The organism is Pseudarthrobacter sp. TRD_SC_9, from assembly GCF_055361265.1.
Map to the genome: position 1 here is coordinate 69298 of NZ_CM143956.1, position 20420 is coordinate 89717.

General features: G+C 64.8%; 17 protein-coding genes. 4 read left to right on the forward strand and 13 right to left on the reverse strand.

Annotated elements, in window-relative coordinates; translation table 11 throughout:
- Window positions 1–34 precede the first annotated feature (34 nt).
- From ACWA13_RS00355 to ACWA13_RS00380, 6 genes are all read right to left on the reverse strand, one after another.
- Entirely contained in the window at window positions 35–1660 is a 1626-nt protein-coding gene (locus tag ACWA13_RS00355; protein ID WP_463935972.1) for an ATP-binding cassette domain-containing protein, read from the reverse strand.
- Window positions 1657–2487 carry an ABC transporter permease gene (locus ACWA13_RS00360; RefSeq protein WP_463935974.1) on the reverse strand — a complete coding sequence of 277 codons (831 nt, stop codon included), beginning with the start codon at window positions 2485–2487 and terminating at the stop codon, window positions 1657–1659. Before ACWA13_RS00360 ends, ACWA13_RS00355 begins: the two co-directional genes overlap by 4 nt.
- Window positions 2480–3421: an ABC transporter permease gene (locus tag ACWA13_RS00365; RefSeq protein WP_463935976.1), complete on the reverse strand. Its 942-nt coding sequence runs from the start codon at window positions 3419–3421 to the stop codon at window positions 2480–2482. Before ACWA13_RS00365 ends, ACWA13_RS00360 begins: the two co-directional genes overlap by 8 nt.
- A gap of 18 nt (window positions 3422–3439) precedes the next feature.
- Entirely contained in the window at window positions 3440–4996 is a 1557-nt protein-coding gene (locus tag ACWA13_RS00370; protein ID WP_463935977.1) for an ABC transporter substrate-binding protein, read from the reverse strand.
- Between the two features lie 120 nt (window positions 4997–5116).
- Window positions 5117–6292, reverse strand: a complete 1176-nt coding sequence (gene rsgA, locus ACWA13_RS00375) for a ribosome small subunit-dependent GTPase A (protein ID WP_463935979.1) — start codon at window positions 6290–6292, stop codon at window positions 5117–5119.
- A gap of 319 nt (window positions 6293–6611) precedes the next feature.
- Window positions 6612–6815 (reverse strand): hypothetical protein, encoded by a 204-nt coding sequence (locus ACWA13_RS00380; protein ID WP_463935981.1) that lies wholly within the window; start codon window positions 6813–6815, stop codon window positions 6612–6614.
- A gap of 500 nt (window positions 6816–7315) precedes the next feature.
- Here ACWA13_RS00380 and ACWA13_RS00385 point away from each other — a divergent pair, with 500 nt between their 5' ends.
- A complete protein-coding gene (locus ACWA13_RS00385; RefSeq protein WP_463935982.1) occupies window positions 7316–8116 on the forward strand; it encodes a DUF2382 domain-containing protein in 801 nt (266 codons plus the stop codon).
- Between the two features lie 154 nt (window positions 8117–8270).
- On the opposite strand, the gene ACWA13_RS00390 is transcribed toward ACWA13_RS00385, so the two are convergent.
- From ACWA13_RS00390 to glyA, 7 genes are all read right to left on the reverse strand, one after another.
- Complete coding sequence (locus ACWA13_RS00390) at window positions 8271–9377, reverse strand: GTP pyrophosphokinase (protein WP_463935983.1); 1107 nt, start codon at window positions 9375–9377, stop codon at window positions 8271–8273.
- Window positions 9378–9518: 141 nt separating this feature from the next.
- The gene (locus ACWA13_RS00395) at window positions 9519–10892 is read right to left on the reverse strand and encodes an L-serine ammonia-lyase (protein WP_463935984.1); all 1374 of its coding nucleotides are present in this window, start codon (window positions 10890–10892) and stop codon (window positions 9519–9521) included.
- On the reverse strand, window positions 10893–11531 hold the full coding sequence (locus ACWA13_RS00400) for a sarcosine oxidase subunit gamma (RefSeq protein ID WP_463935985.1): 639 nt from the start codon (window positions 11529–11531) through the stop codon (window positions 10893–10895).
- Window positions 11524–14478 (reverse strand): sarcosine oxidase subunit alpha family protein, encoded by a 2955-nt coding sequence (locus ACWA13_RS00405; protein WP_463935986.1) that lies wholly within the window; start codon window positions 14476–14478, stop codon window positions 11524–11526. The genes ACWA13_RS00400 and ACWA13_RS00405 overlap by 8 nt, the downstream gene beginning before the upstream one ends.
- Window positions 14475–14897: a sarcosine oxidase subunit delta gene (locus tag ACWA13_RS00410; protein ID WP_463935988.1), complete on the reverse strand. Its 423-nt coding sequence runs from the start codon at window positions 14895–14897 to the stop codon at window positions 14475–14477. Before ACWA13_RS00410 ends, ACWA13_RS00405 begins: the two co-directional genes overlap by 4 nt.
- Window positions 14898–14925: 28 nt before the next feature.
- Entirely contained in the window at window positions 14926–16146 is a 1221-nt protein-coding gene (locus ACWA13_RS00415) for a sarcosine oxidase subunit beta family protein (RefSeq protein WP_463935990.1), read from the reverse strand.
- Entirely contained in the window at window positions 16143–17540 is a 1398-nt protein-coding gene (gene glyA / locus ACWA13_RS00420; RefSeq protein WP_463935992.1) for a serine hydroxymethyltransferase, read from the reverse strand. The genes ACWA13_RS00415 and glyA overlap by 4 nt, the downstream gene beginning before the upstream one ends.
- A gap of 157 nt (window positions 17541–17697) precedes the next feature.
- On the opposite strand from glyA, the gene ACWA13_RS00425 reads away from it, so the two are divergent.
- From ACWA13_RS00425 to ACWA13_RS00435, 3 genes are all read left to right on the forward strand, one after another.
- Window positions 17698–18369 (forward strand): GntR family transcriptional regulator, encoded by a 672-nt coding sequence (locus tag ACWA13_RS00425; protein ID WP_463935994.1) that lies wholly within the window; start codon window positions 17698–17700, stop codon window positions 18367–18369.
- A gap of 438 nt (window positions 18370–18807) precedes the next feature.
- Complete coding sequence (locus ACWA13_RS00430; protein ID WP_463935996.1) at window positions 18808–19896, forward strand: hypothetical protein; 1089 nt, start codon at window positions 18808–18810, stop codon at window positions 19894–19896.
- Window positions 19897–19905: 9 nt separating this feature from the next.
- Window positions 19906–20313 (forward strand): hypothetical protein, encoded by a 408-nt coding sequence (locus ACWA13_RS00435; RefSeq protein ID WP_463938011.1) that lies wholly within the window; start codon window positions 19906–19908, stop codon window positions 20311–20313.
- Window positions 20314–20420 lie beyond the last annotated feature (107 nt).

The window sequence follows — 20420 nt, forward strand, 5'->3', positions numbered from 1 at the left end:
TCACCGGCGAAAGCCCGGCGCGGACCGGAAAACGTCAGGTCCGCAAAGCGTCAGGCATCAGTGTCCGCAGGTGGTCCCAGCGGCAGGGAATGGCTGCATCCACCAGTGCGCGGCTGTGCTCATGGGACGGCCCGGCGAAGAACGCCTGGGTTTCTGCCACTTCGATCACCTTGCCGTCCAGTAGTACGGCAACGCGGTCGCACATGTACCGGATGACGTCCATGTCGTGCGAGATAACCACCAGGGACAGGCTGTGCTCGCGCTGCAGGCGCAGCAGCAGGTTCAGGACGGTCCGTTGGGTCAGCGCATCCAGTGCGGAGGTTGCCTCGTCGCAGATCAGGATGGTGGGGTCCAGCAGCAGGGCCCGGGCGATGGTTGCCCGTTGCAACTGGCCGCCCGAGCACTGGCCCGGACGCCTGTCCAGCAGGCACTCGTCCAGCTCCACGTCTGCCATCGCCTCGGTGATCCGCCGGGTTCGTTCCGCGGGAGTGAGGTCACGCTGCCGTCGTAAGGGCGCTTCCATGCTTGCCCGGAGCGTCATCCTGGGGTCGAAGGAACCGTGCGGTTCCTGGAAAACCAGCTGCACGGCGGTGGCCGGGGGCGTTTTGCCGGCTGCGTCCTGGTGCCGGGTGATGGAGCCGCCGTCAGTTTTCTCCAGCCCTACGATGGCGCGGGCCAGGGTGCTCTTGCCGGAGCCGGACTGGCCCAATACACCCAGTATCTCGCCGTGTTGCAGGTTCAGGCTGACGTTGTCCAACGCCGTATGGGTGCGCCGACCCCTGCCAAACCGCTTGCGGGTGCCGGTGAGGGTGAGGACTTCCCGCGGAACAGGCCTCGGCCTCCGGCCTGTCTCGGGCGCCAACTGCGAAGCGGCCAGGAGCTCGCGGGTGTAGGCGGTCTTCGGCGCGGCAATGACGCTCGCCGTGGGGCCTTCCTCCACAATGGCTCCCGAGTCCATCACCAGCACCCGGTCCGCAAACAGTGCCACTGAGGCAATGTTGTGCGTGATGTACAGGATGCCCAGGCCGCGGTCCCGCCGTTCCCTGTCCAGCAGCTGCAATACCTGCCGTTCCAACACCTTGTCCAGGGCCGACGTCGGCTCATCCGCCAGAAGCAGCCGTGGCTGCCCTGCCAGTGCGACGGCGGTCATGGCCCGCTGCGCCATCCCACCGGAGAGCTGGTGCGGATAGGATCGGAAGCCCTTGGGTGCGTCTGCGAAACCCACTTCCCGGAGCAGGTCGACGGCGGCAGTCCTGGCAGCTGCCCCACGCAGGCCGCGGTGCACCCGCAGCGGTTCCAGCAGGTGCGCCCCGATGGTCCTGTTCGGGTTGAAGACCCGCTTGGGCTGCTGGAACAGCATTCCGGCCTCACCGCCGCGCACCGCGTTCAGTTCGGATTCCGCCGCCGTCGTGACATCCACGGCACCCAGCCGGACGGTGCCGGCGGTGATGGCCAGCTGCGGGGGCAGGAGGCGGACGGCGGAGAGTGCGGTGAGGGTCTTGCCGGAACCGGATCCGCCCACCAGCGCCACAAACTCGCCAGCCTCCACGGACAGGGACAGCCCGTGAATGAGCGACGCCGGTGCGGAACCGTCGGCGGCCGGCCGGAGGTTCCGGAGATTTTCGATGTTAAGGCCAGTTATCTCCAGCAGCGGCTTCATGTGCGGTCCGCCGTCGGCAGGAGGAGGGGCCCGGCAGCCATCCGAGCGGCGCGCTGGCCAATAAGGGTGACGCAGAGCGCCACCACGAAAATCGCGAGCCCGGGGGCCAGGATTCCCAGCGGCGCACGCTCGGTGTAAGGCTGGGCGGCGGCCATCATGGAGCCCCAGTCCGACTGCGGCGGCTGCACGCCCAGTCCAAGGTAGGACAGGGCGCCCACACTGATCAGCAGGTGGCCGAACCGAAGTGTCGCCTGACCCAAAATGGGTCCGGCCAGGTGCGGGACGACGTGCCGGAAAATGATGAACGACGGCGAGCAGCCCACCACGTGCGCCGCCTCCACAAAGCCGCGGCTGGAGACGTCATAGGCCAGCGTGCGGCTCAACCTGGCGAACGGCGTCCAGCCGGTGACCGTCAGCGCCAGCAAAAGCGGGCCGAAGCCGGTGCCGAGCGTCGCCACGATGAACAGTGCCACCACCATCTCGGGGACGGCGAGCAGGACGTCGTTGGTCCTGGTCAGGAACTCGTCCACCCAGCCGCGGCGCCGCGCGCTGAGCACTCCGATGGCTACGCCCAGTAGGCAGGTGAGCATGGTTGCCAGCGCGGCCACGGTCATGGAGAACCGCCCGCCCTCCAACAGTCTGCTTAGCGTGTCCCGGCCCAGGTGGTCCGTTCCCAGCCAGTGCTCGGCGGAAGCCGGGGCCAGCCGTTCGGCCAGGTTCTGCTGGGCAGGCGGATAGGGGTAGATCCATGGCGCGATTGCCACCGCGATGACCACCACGGCCAGCACCGCAGCGGCCAGGTGGTGTGTGCTGAACGGCTTACGCATAGCTGCCTTCCACCGCGGGGGTCAATGCCCGGTGCACAAAGTCGGCCAGGGTGGTGACCAGCACGGCCAGTGCCACAACCACCACCACGCCGCCCTGCGCCAGCGGAATATCGGAGTTCACGACGGCGTCGAACAACAGCCTGCCCATGCCCGGCACCGCGAAGATCACCTCAACGATCACCGAACCGCCCAGGAGCCCGGCGAACCAGACAGCAACCAGCGTGGAGAGCGGTACCAGCCCGTTGGGAATCACGTGATGGAGCACGGCCTGCGCCCGGCTCAACCCCCGGGCTCGGGCCGCGGGAACATGTTCAGCCGAAGCCGCATCGATCATCCCCGCCCGGACCGCGGACGTGAAGTAGCTGATGGGCCGCAGCGCCAGGGTCAGCGCCGGAAGCACCATGGATTCGGGCCCGCTCCAGCCGGCCGACGGCAGGACGGACAGCTTCAGGGCAAAGACCAGGACCAGCAGCGGAGCCACCCAATATTCCGGCATGGCAATAAAGGACTGAGTGACGGAGGTGATCACCCTGTCCACCGGCTTTCCGTGCCGGAGACCGGCCACGATGCCCAGCGGGAGGGAAACCAGGACGGCAAGGGCAAGGGCGGCAGCCACCAGGCTGAGGGTCACCGTCAGCGCCGGAAGCACCTGGTCTGCCACCGGCGTGCGGGAAACATGCGACAGTCCCATGTCTCCCGCGCCGATCCTGCCCAGCCAGCGGAAATACTGCACAACCAGCGGATCCTGCAGCCCCAGGCTGAGGCTCAAAGCCTGCACATCGGCGTCGTCAATAATGTTCCCGGACACCCGCGACCTGATGATGGTCCGTACCGGATCGCCGGGCGTGAAATACGGAATCAGGAAAACCGCAAAAGAGGACACCAAAACGGCGGCCACCAGGGTGGCCGTCCGTTTGGCGATGAAGGGGAACATACTCGCGGAAGGCGGCGGTTACGAAGCCGTCTTCGCGGTCTGTGCCGTCAGCACATAGCGGGACAACGGATCCTGGACATAGCCGAGCACGTTGCTGCGGACCGCGTCCGTGGCCTGTTCGTTGACCAGCCACACGTTCACTGCCTTGTCGGTCAGGATCTTCCCGGCCTGGGCGTAGAGGCTGTAGCGCTCGTCCGGATCGACGGTGGTGGCGGCCTTGGCCAGCAGCTGGTCGTATTCGGCGTCGCAGAAGTGGCTGAGGTTGTAGCTTCCCGAGCAGGTGTAGTCCGCCGTCAGGAAGCCCGCGGGATCGGCGATGTCGATCAGGCGGTTCCGCTGGCTGAGCAGCATGTCATAGTTGCCGGCCAGCACGTCAGGTTCAGCCGCGGCGTATTCCTTGGTGACGATGGAGACCGGAATGCCTACGGCCTTCAGGTTGTCCTGGATGACGGCGGCGACGTCCGCGAACTCGGCGCGTTCCACGATCGCGATGATTTCGAGGGGCCGGTCTGCGGTGTAGCCGGCGTCGGCAAGGAGCTTCTTGGCGCCGTCGAGATCCTGCTTCGGGGCCCCGCCCGTCTTGCCTGCCCACGGTTCCGAGGATGCGAACACTCCGGTTGCGGGCAGCGCCGCGCCCTCGTAGACGCTGGCCGCGAGGGATTCCAGGTCCAACGCATCCCGGATTGCGGTGCGCACGTCCACGTTGTCCAGCGGCGCCCGGCCGTTGTTCATGTAGAGAGTGGCCGTCCGCGGGGAATCGGCCTTCAGGACGCTGACGCCGTCGGCATTTTCCAGGGAGGACAGGCTGGCGGCCGGGATGGACATGGAGATGTCCGCCTCGCCGGTCTGGACCTGGGCCGCTCGGGTGGCGCCGTTGGTGATGAAGCGGATTTCCGCCCCGGCCAGCTGCACGTCGCCACCCCAGTAGTCTTCGTTCCGGTCCAGCGTCAGGGACTGCTGGGCAACTTCGGAGACGGGAACAAAAGGCCCAGTGCAGTGCCCGAACGGGTTGGTCCGCTCACCCTGGTACGCGGCAGGGGAGAGGATCCCGGAATTGACGCTGGCCAGCCGGTAGGGGACCAACGGACTTTCCGTGGGCGTGGTGACGCGCACCGTGCCCTCTTGCGGAACGGAGACCGAGCTGATGATCTTGCTGTTGAAGGCACGGGCCGGGACGGTTGCCTTAAGGACGTGGTTCAACGCCGTGGCCACGGATTCGGCGGTGAGCGCGGTGCCGTCCTGGAATTTCACGCCTTCACGGATGGTGAAGTCCCATTCGAGGGGGCTGTGCTGCTTCCACCCGGTGGCCAGCGAAGGCACTACCTCGCCCTTGGCCTGGTCGAACTTGGTCAAGGTTTCAAGGCAGCCGGACAGCGAGAGAATGTACGCTGCGTCCGATTCCACGGCCCAATCAGCTACCGGCGCCCGGAAGTTGTCCACCACAATGCGTTGGCTGGTGTCGGCCGCGGCGGTGCTGCCTTCCTGGGCCGGCTGCCCGGCGCTGAAGCCGCAGCCGCTCAACGTGAGGAGGGCGACGACGGCAAGGATGGGCCGGGACCTTTTGACTGGGAGCACGGGGGACCGCCTAGAACTGACCCGACAGCGCGGGAGGAGAGAATTGGGGAATCTTTAGGATAGCCTTACCTGATCGAAATCCCCGAATTCTCCGCTCCCGGCCGTGCAACGGGGAGAAAGCTAGCGGCGCTTCCGCTTGACCCGGCGCTCCTCCTGCCGTTCGGCTGCACCACGTTCGGCGGCACGCTGCGACTTCCCTGCAACAACCACCTTCTGGTGCGACTCCCGGTGATAAGCCCGCTGCGCCGCCGCGTCGGACCGGCGGGCCAGGGCAGCCAGTTCGCGCTGCATCTTCAGGTAGCTGTTCCAGCGGCGCTCCTCCAGGACGCCGTCGGCAATGGCTTCCCGCACCGCGCAGCCCGGCTCCAACTGATGGGCGCAATCGGAGAAGCGGCAGCGGGCTGCTAGTTCCTCCACATCACTGAACATGGCCTCCATCCCATGGTCGGCGTCGTACAGTCCGAAGCCGCGCACCCCGGGAGTGTCCATCAGCACCGTCCCGTTGGCCAGCGGCACCAGTTCCCGGGACGTGGTGGTGTGCTTGCCCTTGAAATCGCCGGAGCGGACGGTGCCGGTGTCCTGGACCGCATAGCCGGTCAGGGCATTGATCAGCGTGGACTTCCCGGCGCCGGACGGCCCCAGAAGAACCAGGGTGCCGTGCTCCGGAACGTGCGCCAGCAGCTCGTCGATCCCGTCGCCGTGTTCCGCGGAAGTGGTCACCACGTCCACCCCGGCAGCTTGCAGGATGACCTTCCCGACGACGTCATCGGCCACGTCCGCAAGGTCCGCCTTGGTGATGATCACCAGCGGAACGGCGCCGGAATCCCAGGCAGCTACTAACGTCCGCTCGAGCCGGTTATGCGTGAGCGGGCGGTCCACGGGGACCACTACGCCCACAACGTCCATGTTCGCCGCCAGCACCTGCGCCTCGGACGAGTCCTCGTACGCACGCTTCCGGGTGAGCTGGGAGCGGCGTGGCAGGACGTCAACGATCTGGCGCTCGCCGGCCCGGTTTGGCCCAAGCCACACCCAGTCACCGGTCACCGGAATGCCGGCATCCAGCGGGTATGGCAGATGAAGGATGTCGTCGCCGGCCGCCACCAGCACCAGGCTGCGGTCCACGCGGACCACCCTGCCGGCTTCCCATCGCGGGGTTTCTTCGGAGGTTCCACAAGTAGGTGGCGGGTTATCGTCAAAAAGCCGTACGACGGCGGCGTTGTAGCCATAGAGCGCCAGGCCGGTTTTAGGCGCGTTATTGGCAGGGTTGAAGGAAAGCTGGACAGAAGAATTTTTCACTGTGATACCTCGGGGCAAGTCCCCTGGCACCAGGACACCTTGGGCACATCAAGGCGTACGCGGGCAGTGCCCTACGCGGTGCGGAATCCGGGGACGGGGGTGGTTGACGTTTTGTTCACGGGGCACACGGCAACTCCACTCATCAAAACCACCTCCGATCTCTCCAGATTCTTACCGGGCACTTCACAGCTTTCCTGCGGCTGGTGGCCGGACCGGTTTCCAACTTTAGCCTCACTGGAGGCGTCGCGCCAGGGGTCCGGCTTCCCTATCTGGCGGCGGGAAGGGGTCGGTCCGGATTACGACGCTAGTGCAGCGTCCCTCATATGCGTTGCTTTGCCCGAATAAAGTCTTTGTCCGCCGGCGAGAGGGTCACCTGGCCGTGCTGGTCAGTGTCGACGCTAATACCGGCTTCTCGGGAGATCTTCTCGGCCATGGTGCGCGGCAGGATCACGCATCCGGGGTTGTCTGTCAGCCACTGCTGCGTTGCAGGGCTGAGACGGTCCCAGTGGTCTTTTATTCTCATGTCCATTGGATAGAGCCTCTTCGTGTTAGCCCGCGTGGGTGCGGGTCGACGCTGACCGTTTTGCTGGAGCCATTAGGAGGTTGGCTTTCAATTGTCCAACATGGACAGTGTCCCTTGCCGACATTGCCGTTACATGACGGCTCTATGACATTTGAGAACACAGGTCGACTGGCGCATGGCAGCCAATTCAATGCGTGGGTTACGTACCGTAAGGGTGTCGCTGAGCGAGGCAGTAAGCATATTTAGTAAGCATGCTTGCTTTAGGCTGTCTCAGCGTGTTTCATTGGCATTATGCATGGCTTCGAGACCAGGAGCCTAGGCCCGATGATGAGTGCCGAAGCATCATCCTCACCCTCAGCGCGTAGAAACAGCTAACAGCTGACGGAGACGGAGCAAGCTCCGGGGACATCGTCGTCCGGGGGTGCCCTTTTCACCCACAAAATCCGCTGGCCTGACACACCTCCAAGCCAGCGATGTTTCGAAGTTCAAAGGAGAACGTCATGATCAACACTGAAAACCTTTCCGCACTGAGCAGCTCAGGCGGCGACGTCGTTGGATCCGATGGAAGCAAGATCGGCTCCATCGGCCAGATCTACGCCGACGACGCGACCTCAGAACCGACGTGGGTCACCGTGAAAACCGGGCTCTTCGGATCCTCCGAATCCTTCGTCCCGTTGGATGACGCCACTCAAGACGGCAACGACATAGTCGTTCCCTACACCAAAGACAAAGTTAAGGACGCACCGAACGTTGCACCGGACGGTCATCTGGAACCTGAAGAGGAGGACCGCCTTTACACCCACTACGGACTCACCGGCGGCACCTCCTATGCCGACACCTCCTACGCCGGCACCGACCAGGGCGTAGCGGAGGACTACTCGGGCACAAGGGGCACGGTGGGGCATGACACCTCTGGGCCTACTACCGATGATGCGATGACTCGCTCGGAGGAGCGGCTCAACGTCGGGACCCGCAAGGAGCAGGTTGGACGTGCCCGGCTGCGCAAGTATGTGGTCACCGAGAACGTCACCCAAACCGTTCCTGTCCAGCGGGAAGAAGTTCGTCTGGAACGCGAGCCGATTACCGACGCGAACGTGGGCCGTGCCATGGACGGACCTGCCATCAGCGAGGAGGAACACGAGGTCATCCTCCACGAGGAACGGCCCGTCGTTGAGAAGGAGACCGTTCCAGTGGAGCGCGTGCGTCTGGGCAAGGAGGCCGTAACTGAGGAGCACACCGTCAACGAGGAAGTTCGCAGGGAAGAAATCGAACTCGACGATGACGGACGCGGCAGCCGGTAGTTCCCCTGACAGGGTGCAACTGCTGTGCGCTCGCGGTCAGCCACCACCCAGCGGGACTGCTCGGGCTCGCTGTGCCGGCGTCGGTGAGCCGCAGGCGCACCTGAGAACTCCGCGGCCGTAAAGGAATGGAACTTGGCGACAAAGAAGCGGGAAATCAGTCGTTGGTGAGCCTGTAGCGCTCGATCTGCTTCAGCCGCCGCAGGAGACTGTCACGCCGCGGGTGGGGGACGACGTCGGGAGCTTCCGCTGTGAGTTCAATGTGCTTGGTGCCGTACTGCCACAGCAGGAGGTCATCCAGCAGCCGGTCCGGACCGGGGGAGTAGCGGTGGTCCAAGGCCCTGCGGACTTCCGTGATGCGGTTGGCGCTGAGCAGGCCGGCCAGCTGCACGGTCTGGTTGAGTCCGTGGGCTGCCAGGAGCTCGGCGGCCCAGCCCCAGTCGTCGTCCACCTTCCGGTCCACGTGCGGCAATAGGGTGCGCCAGACATCCCGGATCCGGTTGGGCGTCAGCTGCGCGGCACCCTCGCCTTCCATGTCCCAGTAGCTGCGGACCTCTTCATAGCGTTCGTGAAGGTCCGCGAAAGCACCCTCCACAGTTTCCAGCATGGCGGCGGTAGCGGTGAACTGGCGGTCGAAGTGCGGGGTCCAGGCGCGGGGATCCTCCGCTTTGAAGCGGATGTCGTGTTCGATTTCGCTCCACGCGTGCGCAAAAACCGTGCGGATCTGGCACTCGAAGAAGTAGCTGCCGTTAGGCACGATGTCTGGATTGAAAACCTGCTGGTACGCCTTGACGGTCTCGTTCTGGATGGTACGCAGGATCAGGTGCCGGCTGGAGTAGCCGTAGGTGCCGGACTCGATCGAACCGATGTCCTTCTCGCGGTCACCGCGGCAGTCAAACAGCTGGCGCTGCCGCTTGATCAGGTTGGCCACCACGGCGTTTTCCGTGGGCAGCTTGGTGATAACGCGGACGCCCACCATGTCATTAAGCGTGCGGAAGGGATCCGGAAACTTCAGCACCGGCGGGCCGCCCGGCTCCAGGGGCTCTTCAGTCCGGGAGATCTTCTCGCGGAACGACTCCACTGTTTTGGTACGGCCGGTGACGAACAGCGGGGTCACCTCGGTGTCCTTCAGCATGCCCCGCAAGGTCAGCAGGACATCACGCGTAACCAGCTTCAGGGCAGGGCGGACCCGCTCGTAGAGTTCCACGTTTTCCTGGACGGACGGGCGCAGGGCGGGGTCCAGGCGTTCCCAGTTGCTAGCCATATCCCCAGCTTACGGCCGGGGACTGACACCAGTGACGCCTCGAGGTTCCCTTGGTGGAGGGCCGGCACGGGAAACGCGCACGGCCACACCCTTGACGCAGGTGCTTGATGCCCCACTTTGTAGGCTGACCAGCACTGGGCCTCAGCACTCGATGACGTTTACCGCCAGGCCTCCACGTGAAGTTTCCTTGTATTTGGTCTTCATGTCCGCACCGGTTTCACGCATCGTTTTGATGGCCTTGTCCAGGGACACCTTGTGGCTGCCGTCCCCGTGCAGGGCCAGGCGAGCAGCGTTGATAGCCTTGACGCTGGCGATGGCGTTGCGTTCGATGCAGGGAATCTGCACCAGCCCGCCCACAGGATCGCAGGTCAGGCCCAGGTTGTGTTCGATGCCCACTTCGGCAGCGTTTTCCACCTGGGCAGGCGTCCCGCCCAGAACCTCGCACAGCCCGGCAGCAGCCATGGAGCAGGCGGAGCCCACCTCACCCTGGCAGCCCACTTCGGCGCCGGAGATTGAGGCGTTGATCTTGAACAGGATCCCGACGGCGGCCGCGGCCAGCAGGAAGCGGACCACCCCGTCGTCGTTGGCACCCGGAACGAACTTTACGTAGTAGTGCAGGACGGCCGGGACGATCCCAGCGGCGCCGTTGGTAGGGGCGGTCACAATGCGTCCGCCTGCAGCGTTCTCCTCGTTAACCGCCAGCGCGAAGAGGTTCACCCACTCCATGGCCCGCAGCGGATCGGTGACGCCGGTGTCCGCGGTCAGGGTCTGGAACAACGCGGGCGCCCGTCGCCTGACGTTCAGCCCGCCGGGAAGAATTCCTTCCGCGGCACAGCCGTTGTCCACGCATTTGCGCATCACCGCCCACAGGGCCAGCAGCTTCTCCCTGAGCTCGGCTTCGCTCCGCCAGGAAAGTTCGTTGGCCAGCATGACGTCAGAGATGGACATCCCCTCCGTGCGGCAAATCTCCAGGAGCTGATCGGCGGTGGTAAAGGGATAGGGGAGGACGGTGGAGTCAGCCACCACACGATCATCGGCGTCGGCGTCCCCGTCGACTACGAAGCCGCCCCCAACGGAATAGAAGCTTCGTTCGCTCAGCACCGCCCCTCGGTAATCCAGGGCCCGAAAGGTCATGCCGTTCGGGTGGGCCGGAAGCGATTTGCGGCGGTGCAGCACCACGTCTTCGTCCCAGTTGAAGTCAACCCTGTGAACCCCGCCCAGCCACAGTTCAGCATCGAGGGCAGCCGCGGCCACCTGGTCATCGGCCGTGAAGGTGTTTACCGTTTCCGGATCCAGGCCGGTAAAGCCCAACACCACGGCCTTGTCCGAACCATGCCCCCGCCCGGTGGCGCCCAGTGACCCGAACAACTCGGCCTGGACCCGCTTGGTGGAACTCAGGAGGCCGTCGCCCTTGAGCCCGTCAACGAACAGCTTTGCTGCCCGCATGGGACCCACTGTGTGTGACGACGACGGCCCGATACCCACCGAAAACAGGTCCAGGACACTGAGTGCCATCTAGGGGACTTCCGGGGAGGCATACTCACGCATGGAGTCCAGGAGCCAGCGGCCCAGGAAATCAGCGAACGACGCGCGGGGGAAAAGCCGGAAGCTCTCATCGCCGGTTTTCCAAAGCACCACCGGGATGTTTCCGATCTCAGTGGACAGCGCCGTACCCGTAATGAAACTCCGCGGGTGCAGGTCCAGCGAGCAGCCCTTCTCCAGGACGGCAAGGGACTTTGGCCCGGTCAGCTCAAACGTGGTCCGGTTGGCCGAAAGGTCCACCACCTGGCCCGCGCCGTCAAGGAGTCCTTCGACGAGGGCCCGGATCAGGTCACCGCCAAGGGACTCGTGGGCTTCCATGGGCGCTACCACCAGGAATTCCGCCGGCCCCAGCCACAGCACGGACACTTCATCGGTGCCGGCTACGCCGCCGCACGTGGAAGGAAGTCCTCCCGTGACGGAAGCGATGCGCTGTCCGGCCTCGGTGCCAGGTCCTACCCGAAGGCCAACCATGGTCAGGAAGGGGACCTCGGACAGTTCCACGACGCCCTTGACCGAGCCGGCTTCAAACGCGCCTTTCAGGGGTGCCGCCGGACTGGTCCGGAGCGAGAGGTTCTTGGTATAGGTGGTTGCAGGAGCTGCTGTTTCAGCCATCTTTGCGGGTCCCTTCGGGGTCAAAAAGTACGGTTTCTCCGACAACCACATCCACCAGCTGGTCCCCGGCGGCAGCCACCAGGGTCTCACCGATGCGGTTCCTGCCGTTCTTGATCAGCGCCAGGCCGAACGACCTGCCCATTGCTGCACTGTGGTAGCTGGAGGTCACAAAGCCTTCCATCGGTACCGGCCCGTAAGCAGGGTTGGTGGAGCGGCCCTTTTCAACCAGCTGAGTGCCCTCCGGCAACCTCAGAGTCCGGTCTACCGGCAGCACGCTCACCAGGTGCCTGCGGTCTTCGCGCCGGGCGTCGGCCCGGGCGTAGGAGCGCTTGCCAATGAAGTCCTTGGCCTTGGAGACCACCCATTCCATGCCGGCGTCCTGCGGGGTGACGGTACCGTCGGTGTCCTGGCCCACGATCGGGTAGCCCTTTTCGGCGCGGAGCACGTGCATGGTCTCGGTGCCGTAAGGGGTGATGTTGAACTCTGCCCCCGCTGCGGCCACCGCTTCCCAGGTGTTCAGCCCGTACCAGGCCGGCACGTTGATTTCGTAGGCCAGCTCGCCGGAGAAGGAGATCCGGCAGACCCGCGCCCGGACCCCGGAGGCCAGGGTGGTCTCGCGGAAGGTCATGAACGGGAAGGCCTCGGGATCCAGCCCGCCGTCCGCTGCCAGTTCCGGGGCCACCTTCGCCACAACGTCGCGGGACTTCGGCCCGACGACGGCGATGGTGGTCCATTGCTCGGTCACCGAGGTGCACTGGACGTCGAGCTCCGGCCACTCGGTCTGCAACCACTCCTCCAGCCAGTCCAGCACCTTCCCGGCGCCGCCGGTAGTGGTGGTCATGAAGAAGCGGTCCTCGTCCAGGCGCAGGGTCACGCCGTCGTCGAAGATCATGCCGTCAGGGGTGCACATCACGCCGTAGCGTGCGGAGCCCGGGGCGAGCTTCTTGAAGGCGTTGGTGTAGATCCGGTTGAGGAACTCGCCGGCATCCTTGCCGCGGATTTCGATCTTGCCCAGTGTGGTGGCATCCATGAAGCCGACGGATTCGCGGACCGCGGCGCACTCCCGGAGCACGGCCGCATCCATATCTTCGCCGTCCTGCGGGTAGTACCAGGGCCGCTTCCACTGCCCGACGTCCTCGAAGAGGGCGCCCTTGGCGACGTGCCAGGGATGGATGGACGTGACGCGGGCGGGGTCGAACAGCTCGCCGCGCTGGCGTCCGGCCAGTGCTGCGAAAGCCACCGGGGTGAACGGTGCCCGGTAGGTGGTGGTGCCGATCTCGCCGATGCCGCGGGAGGCTTCACCGGCCTGGCGCAGTGCAGCGGCGATGACGCCGATTGCGTTGACGCCGGAGGTCTTGCCCTGGTCGTTGGCCGTGCTGATGGAGGTGTACCGCTTGATGTGTTCCACCGAGCGCATGCCGGCGCCCGTGGACCGCAGTACGTCCGCAACCGACTGGTCGCGCTGGAAGTCAACGAAGTGGTGGTGCCAGTCATCGGGCGTGCCGGACTCACCCGGGACCAGCCAGAGCTGGCGGGTGGGGGCAGAAGTTTTCGGTGTGGCCAGCGGGGTCGGCTGCGTGCCGGAGGTGAACCCGGCGGCGATGGCTGCCGAGGCCCCTGCGGAGGTACCTTCGGCCAGGCAGTCCTGAAGCTCGAAGCTCCCGCGGCCGGAACCCACAATCTGCTGGTTCGGCACCACGGTGCTGGGGATGAAGGCGGCCAGCTCATCGTCCCAGCGCAGCTTGCCCTGCCGCTGGGAGTGCAGGTGGACCAGCGGGCTCCAGCCACCGGAAACCGCCAGCAGGTCGCAGGCGATGTCCTCGACACCGGAGGTGAGTTCACCGGCGTCGTTAATGCTGCGGACGGTCACGCCGTCCAGCCGGCCTGTGCTTGTTCCGGCGGAGCCGGCCGACGTGTTGGCCACGGCGCTGCCGATCAGTACCCGGGTTCCGCTCTCGACGGCGGCAGCGGCCGTAGCGGTTAGCTGCGGCCGGGCGTCCACGACGGCGGCGACCTTGACTCCTGCGGACCGCAGGTCGGCTGCCACGGCGTAGGCACTGTCATTGGTGGTGGCGATGACGACGCGCTGGCCTGCCGCCACGGCGTAGCGGTTGAGGTAGCTGCGCACGGCGGAGGCAAGCATGATGCCGGGACGGTCGTTGTTCTCGAACACCAGCGGGCGTTCGTGCGCCCCGGGTGCGAGGACCACCTGGTTGGCCCGGATGTGCCAGATGCGCTGGCGGGACACGCCGGGGGCAGCGGGGGAGGAGAGGTGGTCGGTGCGGTTCTGGACTGCGATGACGTAGTTAGCATCGTAGGCACCAAAGGCCGTGGTCCGGTTCAGGACGGTGGATTCTGCTCCGGAGACCAGTTCAGCTTCCACATCGGCTACCCATTCCAGGGCGGGCTTGCCTTCGATCTGCTCTGCTAGCTCCGGCGTTGTTGACCCGGACAGCAGCGAACCGCCCAGTTCGGGCTGGTCGTCCAGCAACATGACGCGGGCCCCGGTGCGGACGGCTTCGCGGGCGGCGGCCAGGCCGGCCGGGCCGCCGCCGATGATCAGTACGTCGGTGTGGACGTACTTTTTGTCATACTCCGCCTTGTCTTCTTCGGGATCCAGGCGGCCCAGGCCATTGAGCCACTCCGCCTTGAGGCCGTCCACGAGGGTGACGGTGGTGGCGGGGAGCATGGACTCGGCCACGTGTCCGGGGAACCGGGGCTCAACACGGACCAGCGCGTTGGCTTCCTCCACGCCGGCGGACATGATGCCGCGGGCTCGGTCCTCGTACAGGGAGTTCCCTGCGGCAACGCGGCCATTGGCCAGCAGGGCCGAGGCAAGGGTGTCCCCGGGGTGACCCGTGAACTCCTCGCCGTCCACGGTGAATCGCCACGAGATGGTGCGGTCGATGCGTCCGCCGGCGGCGAGGCGGGCGTTCTGGGAAGTCACTTGGTTGCTCCTTCCGGGGCAGTGGCGCTGGCGCTGGTGCTGGTTGCGGAGATACTGGTGCCGGAGACGTCGGGCGCGGCGGTGCCGGTGGTGGTGCTGTCCGGGGCGGTGCTGGCGGTACCGGTTTCGGCAGTGACGGTTCCGGCCGCGTCCGGGCGGGGTGCGCCCATCGGGTAGATCGCCTGGATGTCGTAGGTGACGGTGTCGCGGAGCATGTTGAACCATTGCCGGCACCCGGTGCTGTGCAGCCAGCGTTCAGCGAAGGCGCCCTTGGTGTTGTCCCGGTAGAACAGGTACTGCGCCCATTCGGCGTCGTTCAGGTTGTTCGGGTTTTCCGGGTACGGGACGTGGGCCTGGCCGCCGTAATGGAATTCGGTCTCGTCACGCGAGCCGCAGTTGGGGCAGGAGATGAGCAGCATGTGCTTTGCCTTTCTATAGCGCCGGCGGCTAGTGGGCCACAGCGGCGGCGCCGTGTTCGTCGATCAGGGCGCCGGTTTCAAACCGTTCCAGCGCGAAAGGCGCGTTCAGCTTGTGCGGGGCGCCCGTGGCAATGGTGTGCGCGAAGGTCAGTCCGGCAGCGGGGGTCCCCTTGAACCCGCCGGTGCCCCAGCCGCAGTTCACGAACATGTTCTCCACCGGAGTGGTACCCACGATGGGGCTGGCGTCCAGGGTGGTGTCCACGATCCCGCCCCAGGTCCGCAGCACGTGCGCCCTGGCAAAGATCGGGAACAGTTCGACGGCGGCTGCCATCTGGTGCTCGATCACGTGGAAAGACCCGCGCTGGCCGTAGCCGTTGTAGGAGTCGACGCCGGCGCCCATGACCAGTTCACCTTTATGGGCCTGGGAGACGTAGACGTGCACGTGGTTGGACATGACCACCGTGGGGTGTACGGGCTCATGGAGTTCGGAGACCAAGGCCTGGAGCGGGTGGGACTGGATAGGAAGCCGGAAGCCGGCCATTTCAGCCAGCACGGAACTGTGCCCGGCAGCGCAGAGGCCCACCTTTTCGGTGTTGATGGTGCCCTGGTTGGTCTTGACGCCCACCACCTTGTTGCCGTCCTTGACGAAGCCGGTGACTTCGCAGTTCTGGATGATGTCCACGCCCAGTTCGTCACACTTGCGGGCGAAGGCCCAGGCCACGTGGTCGTGCTTGGCGATGCCTGCGCGAGGCTGGTAGGTCGCCCCCATCACGGGGTAGCGGATGTTGTCGCTGATGTTCAGGATGGGGCATAGTTCCTTGACCTGCTGGGGGTCCAGCCACTCCGCGTCCACGCCGTTGAGTTTGTTGGCACCCACGCGCCGCATGCTTTCGCGGACGTCGCCCAGGGTGTGGGCGAGGTTCATCACGCCGCGCTGGCTGAACAGGAAGTCGTATTCGAGTTCCTCGGGCAGGATTTCCCAGAGCTTGAGGGCGTGCTCGTAAATTGCCGCGCTCTCGTCCCAGAGGTAGTTGGACCGGATGATGGTGGTGTTCCGGGCCATGTTGCCGCCAGCCAGCCAGCCCTTTTCCAGGACTGCGATGTTGGTCATCCCATGGTTCTTGGCCAGGAAGTAGGCGGTGGCCAGGCCGTGCCCGCCGCCGCCCACAATCACGGCGTCGTAGGAGGACTTGGGCTCCGGGTTGCGCCAGAGGAAGTCCGGGTGCTCCGGAAGCTGTTCGGTGCTCACTGGGCTGTTCCGATCATTGCGTCTTCGAGCTCGCCCAACGCCGCAGCGTCGTCGAGGTCCCGGGAGAGGTGGGCGTAGAGGGGGAACCGGTCTGCAAGGGCGGTCACGCGGGCGCCAAGTTCGACGGCGGTGTCCCCGTCAAGGGTGCCGATGCCAGTGGTGCCGCTGCTGTTGGTGCCACCGCCGTTGGTGGAGTTGCCTGCAGCGGCGATCAACGCCGTCGCGATGATGTCCGCAACCTCTGCGAATTCGGCGGCACCGAATCCGCGGGTAGCCAAGGCGGGGGTGCCGATGCGGAGGCCGGAGGACACCATGGGCGGGCGGGGATCAAAGGGGACGGCGTTGCGGTTGACGGTGATGCCAATCCGGTGCAGGGCGTCTTCGGCCTGCTGCCCGTCCAGTTCCGAGTTGCGCAGGTCCACCAGGACCAGGTGGACGTCCGTACCGCCGTTGACGACGGAGATGCCTGCGGCGGCCACGTCCTCGCGGAGAAGCCTCTCGGCCAGGAGCTTCGATCCCTCCAGGACGCGTTCCTGGCGTTCCTTGAATTCAGGCGAACCTGCGAGCTTGAAGGCCACGGCCTTGGCCGCAATGACGTGCTCCAACGGACCGCCCTGCTGGCCCGGGAACACGGCGCTGTTGATCTTCTTGGCGTACTGTTCCTTGGCCAGGATCACGCCGCCGCGCGGGCCGCCCAGGGTCTTGTGGGTAGTGGTGGTGACGACGTCGGCGTACGGCACCGGGTTGGGGTGCAGCCCGGCAGCCACCAGGCCGGCGAAGTGGGCCATGTCCACCATGAGGTAGGCATCCACCAGGTCCGCGATCCGGCGGAATTCGGCGAAGTCCAGCTGCCGCGAATAGGCGGACCAGCCGGCCACGATCAGTTTGGGGCGGTGCTTCAGGGCCAGCGCCTCGACCTCTGCCATGTCCACCCGGAGGTCCGATTCACGCACGTGGTACGGGATGACGTTGTACAGCTTGCCGGAGAAGTTGATGCGCATGCCGTGGGTGAGGTGGCCGCCGTGCGCCAGGTCCAGGCCCATGATGGTGTCGCCCGGGTTCAGCAGGGCGAACATGGCGGCGGCGTTGGCCTGTGCGCCGGAGTGCGGCTGGACGTTGGCGAACTCTGCGCCGAACAGTGCCTTCACCCGGTCGATGGCCAGCTGCTCGACGACATCGACGTGTTCGCAGCCGCCGTAGTAGCGCTTGCCAGGGTAACCCTCGGCGTACTTGTTAGTGAGGACAGATCCCTGGGCTTCCATCACGGCTGACGGAGCGAAGTTCTCCGAGGCGATCATTTCCAGCGTGGACTGCTGGCGGTCCAGTTCCCTGTCGATGGCCTGGCTGACCTCGGGATCGACCACGGAAAGTTTCTCGTTCAGCTGCTCAACCACAGATGCTCCTTTTGAAATACCACTTTGCAGATAACTGATATATCAGTCTGGGTTCAATGGTATGATCGAGATCACAGTTGAGTCAATAGCCCGGCCAAACTGACCACCGGATGACGGCAGGCAGTAGGAACGGGAACCGAGGAAACGGAGCAGCGCCGTGAATGCACTTCTTGCCCTGGCCCCCGCGGAGGAGGAAGCTCCGTCGCAGGCGGAGGCTGCCTACCGACAACTGCGCGACAAGCTGATCATGCTGGACATCCGCCCCGGCGAGCCCCTCAACGACGGGCAGTTGGCAGCAGAGTTCGGGTTCGGACGGACTCCAGTCCGAGAAGCAATCAAGCGGCTGGAGGTGGACCACCTGGTGGTTTCCTACCCCCGCCGCGGAACTTTTGCCACCAACGTCGACTTCACGGAATTGGCTGACGTTTCGGAGATCCGGGAACTGCTGGAACCGCTGGCTGCCCGGCGGGCCGCCACCAGGGCCAGTGATGCCATCCGCCGGGAGCTGCTGCAGGTGGCAGACGCCATCGCCGGACTCGATCCCGGAATGGGGGAGTCGCGTGAGCTCATGCGTTACGACCTCATGGTGCACCGGCTGATCTACAAGGCAGCAGCCAACCCGCACCTGGAAGACACGCTGATCCGGTACGACAACCTGGCCACCCGCATTTGGTGCCTGGTCCTGGATAAAGTCCCCTCGGTGACCGGCCACATCACCGAACACGTGGACCTGCTCAGGGCCGTGGCGGCCGGCGATGCCGAGAAAGCCGGGGAGCTGGCCCTGCACCACGTCACCGGGTTCGAGGAAACGATCCGCACGGTGCTGTAGGCAGCCGGTGGTTAGCCCGTCGAACCCCCGGTGATCGAGCTTTTCGAGATCCCTTCGGGCTGGTTTCGACAGGCTCAATCACCGGGTGGAGCCTCAGGTGATCGCGCCGCCTGTCTACGGCCCGGTGTCAGATTGGTATCTAATGCTGTTCGCCAGTGGAGTGCAGGAAGCGGAATTCCTGACCCTATTCTGACGGCATTTCGATGATTGCCCGAAGTCAGGTTCGAGCGTACGTCACGGCCGATGTAACAAGCGCGAACTTGGAGGCACTCGTATGGGTTACGCGGTCACGGCCAGGCAGGGTCTTACACACGGTTGGCATAGGCGTCGGCAGTCAAGACGTTTGACAAGTTAGTAATAATTCGAAATGGTGTTGAAAACAGGTCCGCACTGGCGCGGTCCTGACAGTGAATTGGGGGAACTGTGAAAGATACACGCATGAGACTCATACTTGGCTTTGACGCCGGATGTATGGCCTGCAGCAAAATTGCCGATGACGTCGCTACGGCAACGGGTGGAAAACTTGAAGTCATGAGCCTCTCCTCGCCGGAGATGGTCGCCTGGCGTGTAGCTGCCTTGGGCGCCAATGCGCCTTGGACACCAACGCTGATTAAGATCAGCCCTAGGGGTGACGTCACGGCCAGGACGGGCGCGGCCATGGGAATTTCGCTGACAACCCAGCTTGGCTTGCGCGGCAGTTGGCGGATTCTGCAGAAACTTGGATCACTGCGTCAGCGCAGCGCCGCGAACAACCGCGGCCCCGAACACGGAGTGAGCAGGAACGTGTTCCTGCAAAGTGCAGCAGGTGTCGCGCTGGGCATTTCGATTCTGGCGGGCAACGGCACTGCTGCTGTGGCCGCACCCGGAAAGAAACAGCGCAACGAACACTGGTTTGATCAGCTCTCAGGCGTCTCCAAGGAAGACCTGACTGCGAGCCAGGCGCTTGCGGCATGGAAGAGTGCTTCAAACTCGCAGCACATGTCGCAGCTGATGCAGGTTGCCTCGGTCCGGTCCGAGGCCTCGGCAATGCGCAGCGGAAAAGTGGCGGGCATCGCGGTCTCGGAGCAAATGAATGATCTTCCCACCGTCAAAGGTGCCCGTCACGCACTTGCGGGCGGTGGCAGCATGCTGGCAGTCTCGTACGTCAATGGTGACACCGTCGTTGCAACATACGATGTCACCACGAAGGCGGGTACCACCAGGCGTCTTACCAGGGTCTTCCGGGTCACCGGGGAAGATACCTCACGGCTGATCGCAGAAGCTGACGACGGCGTGGCCACTGATGTCTCCGCCCTCAGGAACGATGAGATGTCACCGATGGCAAACGGGTGCCCCGACTGCATGTACCGGAGGTGTGATGAGCAGAACTGGGGATGTGTTCAATCGTGCTGCTACGGGTGTGCATTCGCTTGCGGCCTTCTGGCTACCTGCATTGCCTGTGCAACAGTGGGTTGCCCGTGGTGTGTCAGCCTGAACTGCTGCAACCGTTCTTCCTGCTACCCGATCGTCAGGTGCGGCCCCTACTAAGGAGTGATCATGTCACTGTCAGCCCAACAGGCAACACAGCCGGCCAAGCGCAAGGATGTCGTTCTCGGTGCGGCCTTCGTTTTGGCCACGGTTGCGGTCACACTGATCCTGTGGCCCAGCGGCAGTGTGCCGGCAGACCAGCAGCTAAGAGTGTTTCTGATCGGCTGGGCCGCGTGCGGCCTCATGTTGGCCGGCGCTGCCGCAGCACCGGCACTTCAAACCAACACAAAGGCCGTCCAAGCGGTTCTATGGCTCGGCCTGGGCTTGGTCATAGGCCTGTGCCTGGGCACGATCCCATGGAGTGACCTTGGTTCTGGTCCCTTGTGGCAGATCTGGCTGACCGGGGTCATTACTGTGGGATACGTGCAGCAGCTTCGGCTTCAGCGTCACAGACAGCGCAGGCAGCCCCGCCCATAGCCAGCAACAGCGAGTGAAAGAAAGCTCCGTCAGGAAACCCTGACGGGGCTTTCTTTCACTCGAGCTTCCCCGCAGTTTTGGGGGGCAGAAGAAGCCATCGCAGGCAA

What these genes read in the sequence shown, in the direction of transcription:
- ACWA13_RS00395 (WP_463935984.1), bottom strand. Translation starts at nt 10,892, where the DNA reads ATGGCACTCAGTGTCCTGGACCTGTTTTCGGTGGGTATCGGGCCGTCG.
- ACWA13_RS00365 (WP_463935976.1), bottom strand. Translation starts at nt 3,421, where the DNA reads ATGTTCCCCTTCATCGCCAAACGGACGGCCACCCTGGTGGCCGCCGTT.
- ACWA13_RS00360 (WP_463935974.1), bottom strand. Translation starts at nt 2,487, where the DNA reads ATGCGTAAGCCGTTCAGCACACACCACCTGGCCGCTGCGGTGCTGGCC.
- ACWA13_RS00430 (WP_463935996.1), top strand. Translation starts at nt 18,808, where the DNA reads ATGAGACTCATACTTGGCTTTGACGCCGGATGTATGGCCTGCAGCAAA.
- ACWA13_RS00390 (WP_463935983.1), bottom strand. Translation starts at nt 9,377, where the DNA reads ATGGCTAGCAACTGGGAACGCCTGGACCCCGCCCTGCGCCCGTCCGTC.
- ACWA13_RS00400 (WP_463935985.1), bottom strand. Translation starts at nt 11,531, where the DNA reads ATGGCTGAAACAGCAGCTCCTGCAACCACCTATACCAAGAACCTCTCG.
- ACWA13_RS00355 (WP_463935972.1), bottom strand. Translation starts at nt 1,660, where the DNA reads ATGAAGCCGCTGCTGGAGATAACTGGCCTTAACATCGAAAATCTCCGG.
- ACWA13_RS00385 (WP_463935982.1), top strand. Translation starts at nt 7,316, where the DNA reads ATGATCAACACTGAAAACCTTTCCGCACTGAGCAGCTCAGGCGGCGAC.
- ACWA13_RS00435 (WP_463938011.1), top strand. Translation starts at nt 19,906, where the DNA reads ATGTCACTGTCAGCCCAACAGGCAACACAGCCGGCCAAGCGCAAGGAT.
- ACWA13_RS00410 (WP_463935988.1), bottom strand. Translation starts at nt 14,897, where the DNA reads ATGCTGCTCATCTCCTGCCCCAACTGCGGCTCGCGTGACGAGACCGAA.
- ACWA13_RS00380 (WP_463935981.1), bottom strand. Translation starts at nt 6,815, where the DNA reads ATGAGAATAAAAGACCACTGGGACCGTCTCAGCCCTGCAACGCAGCAG.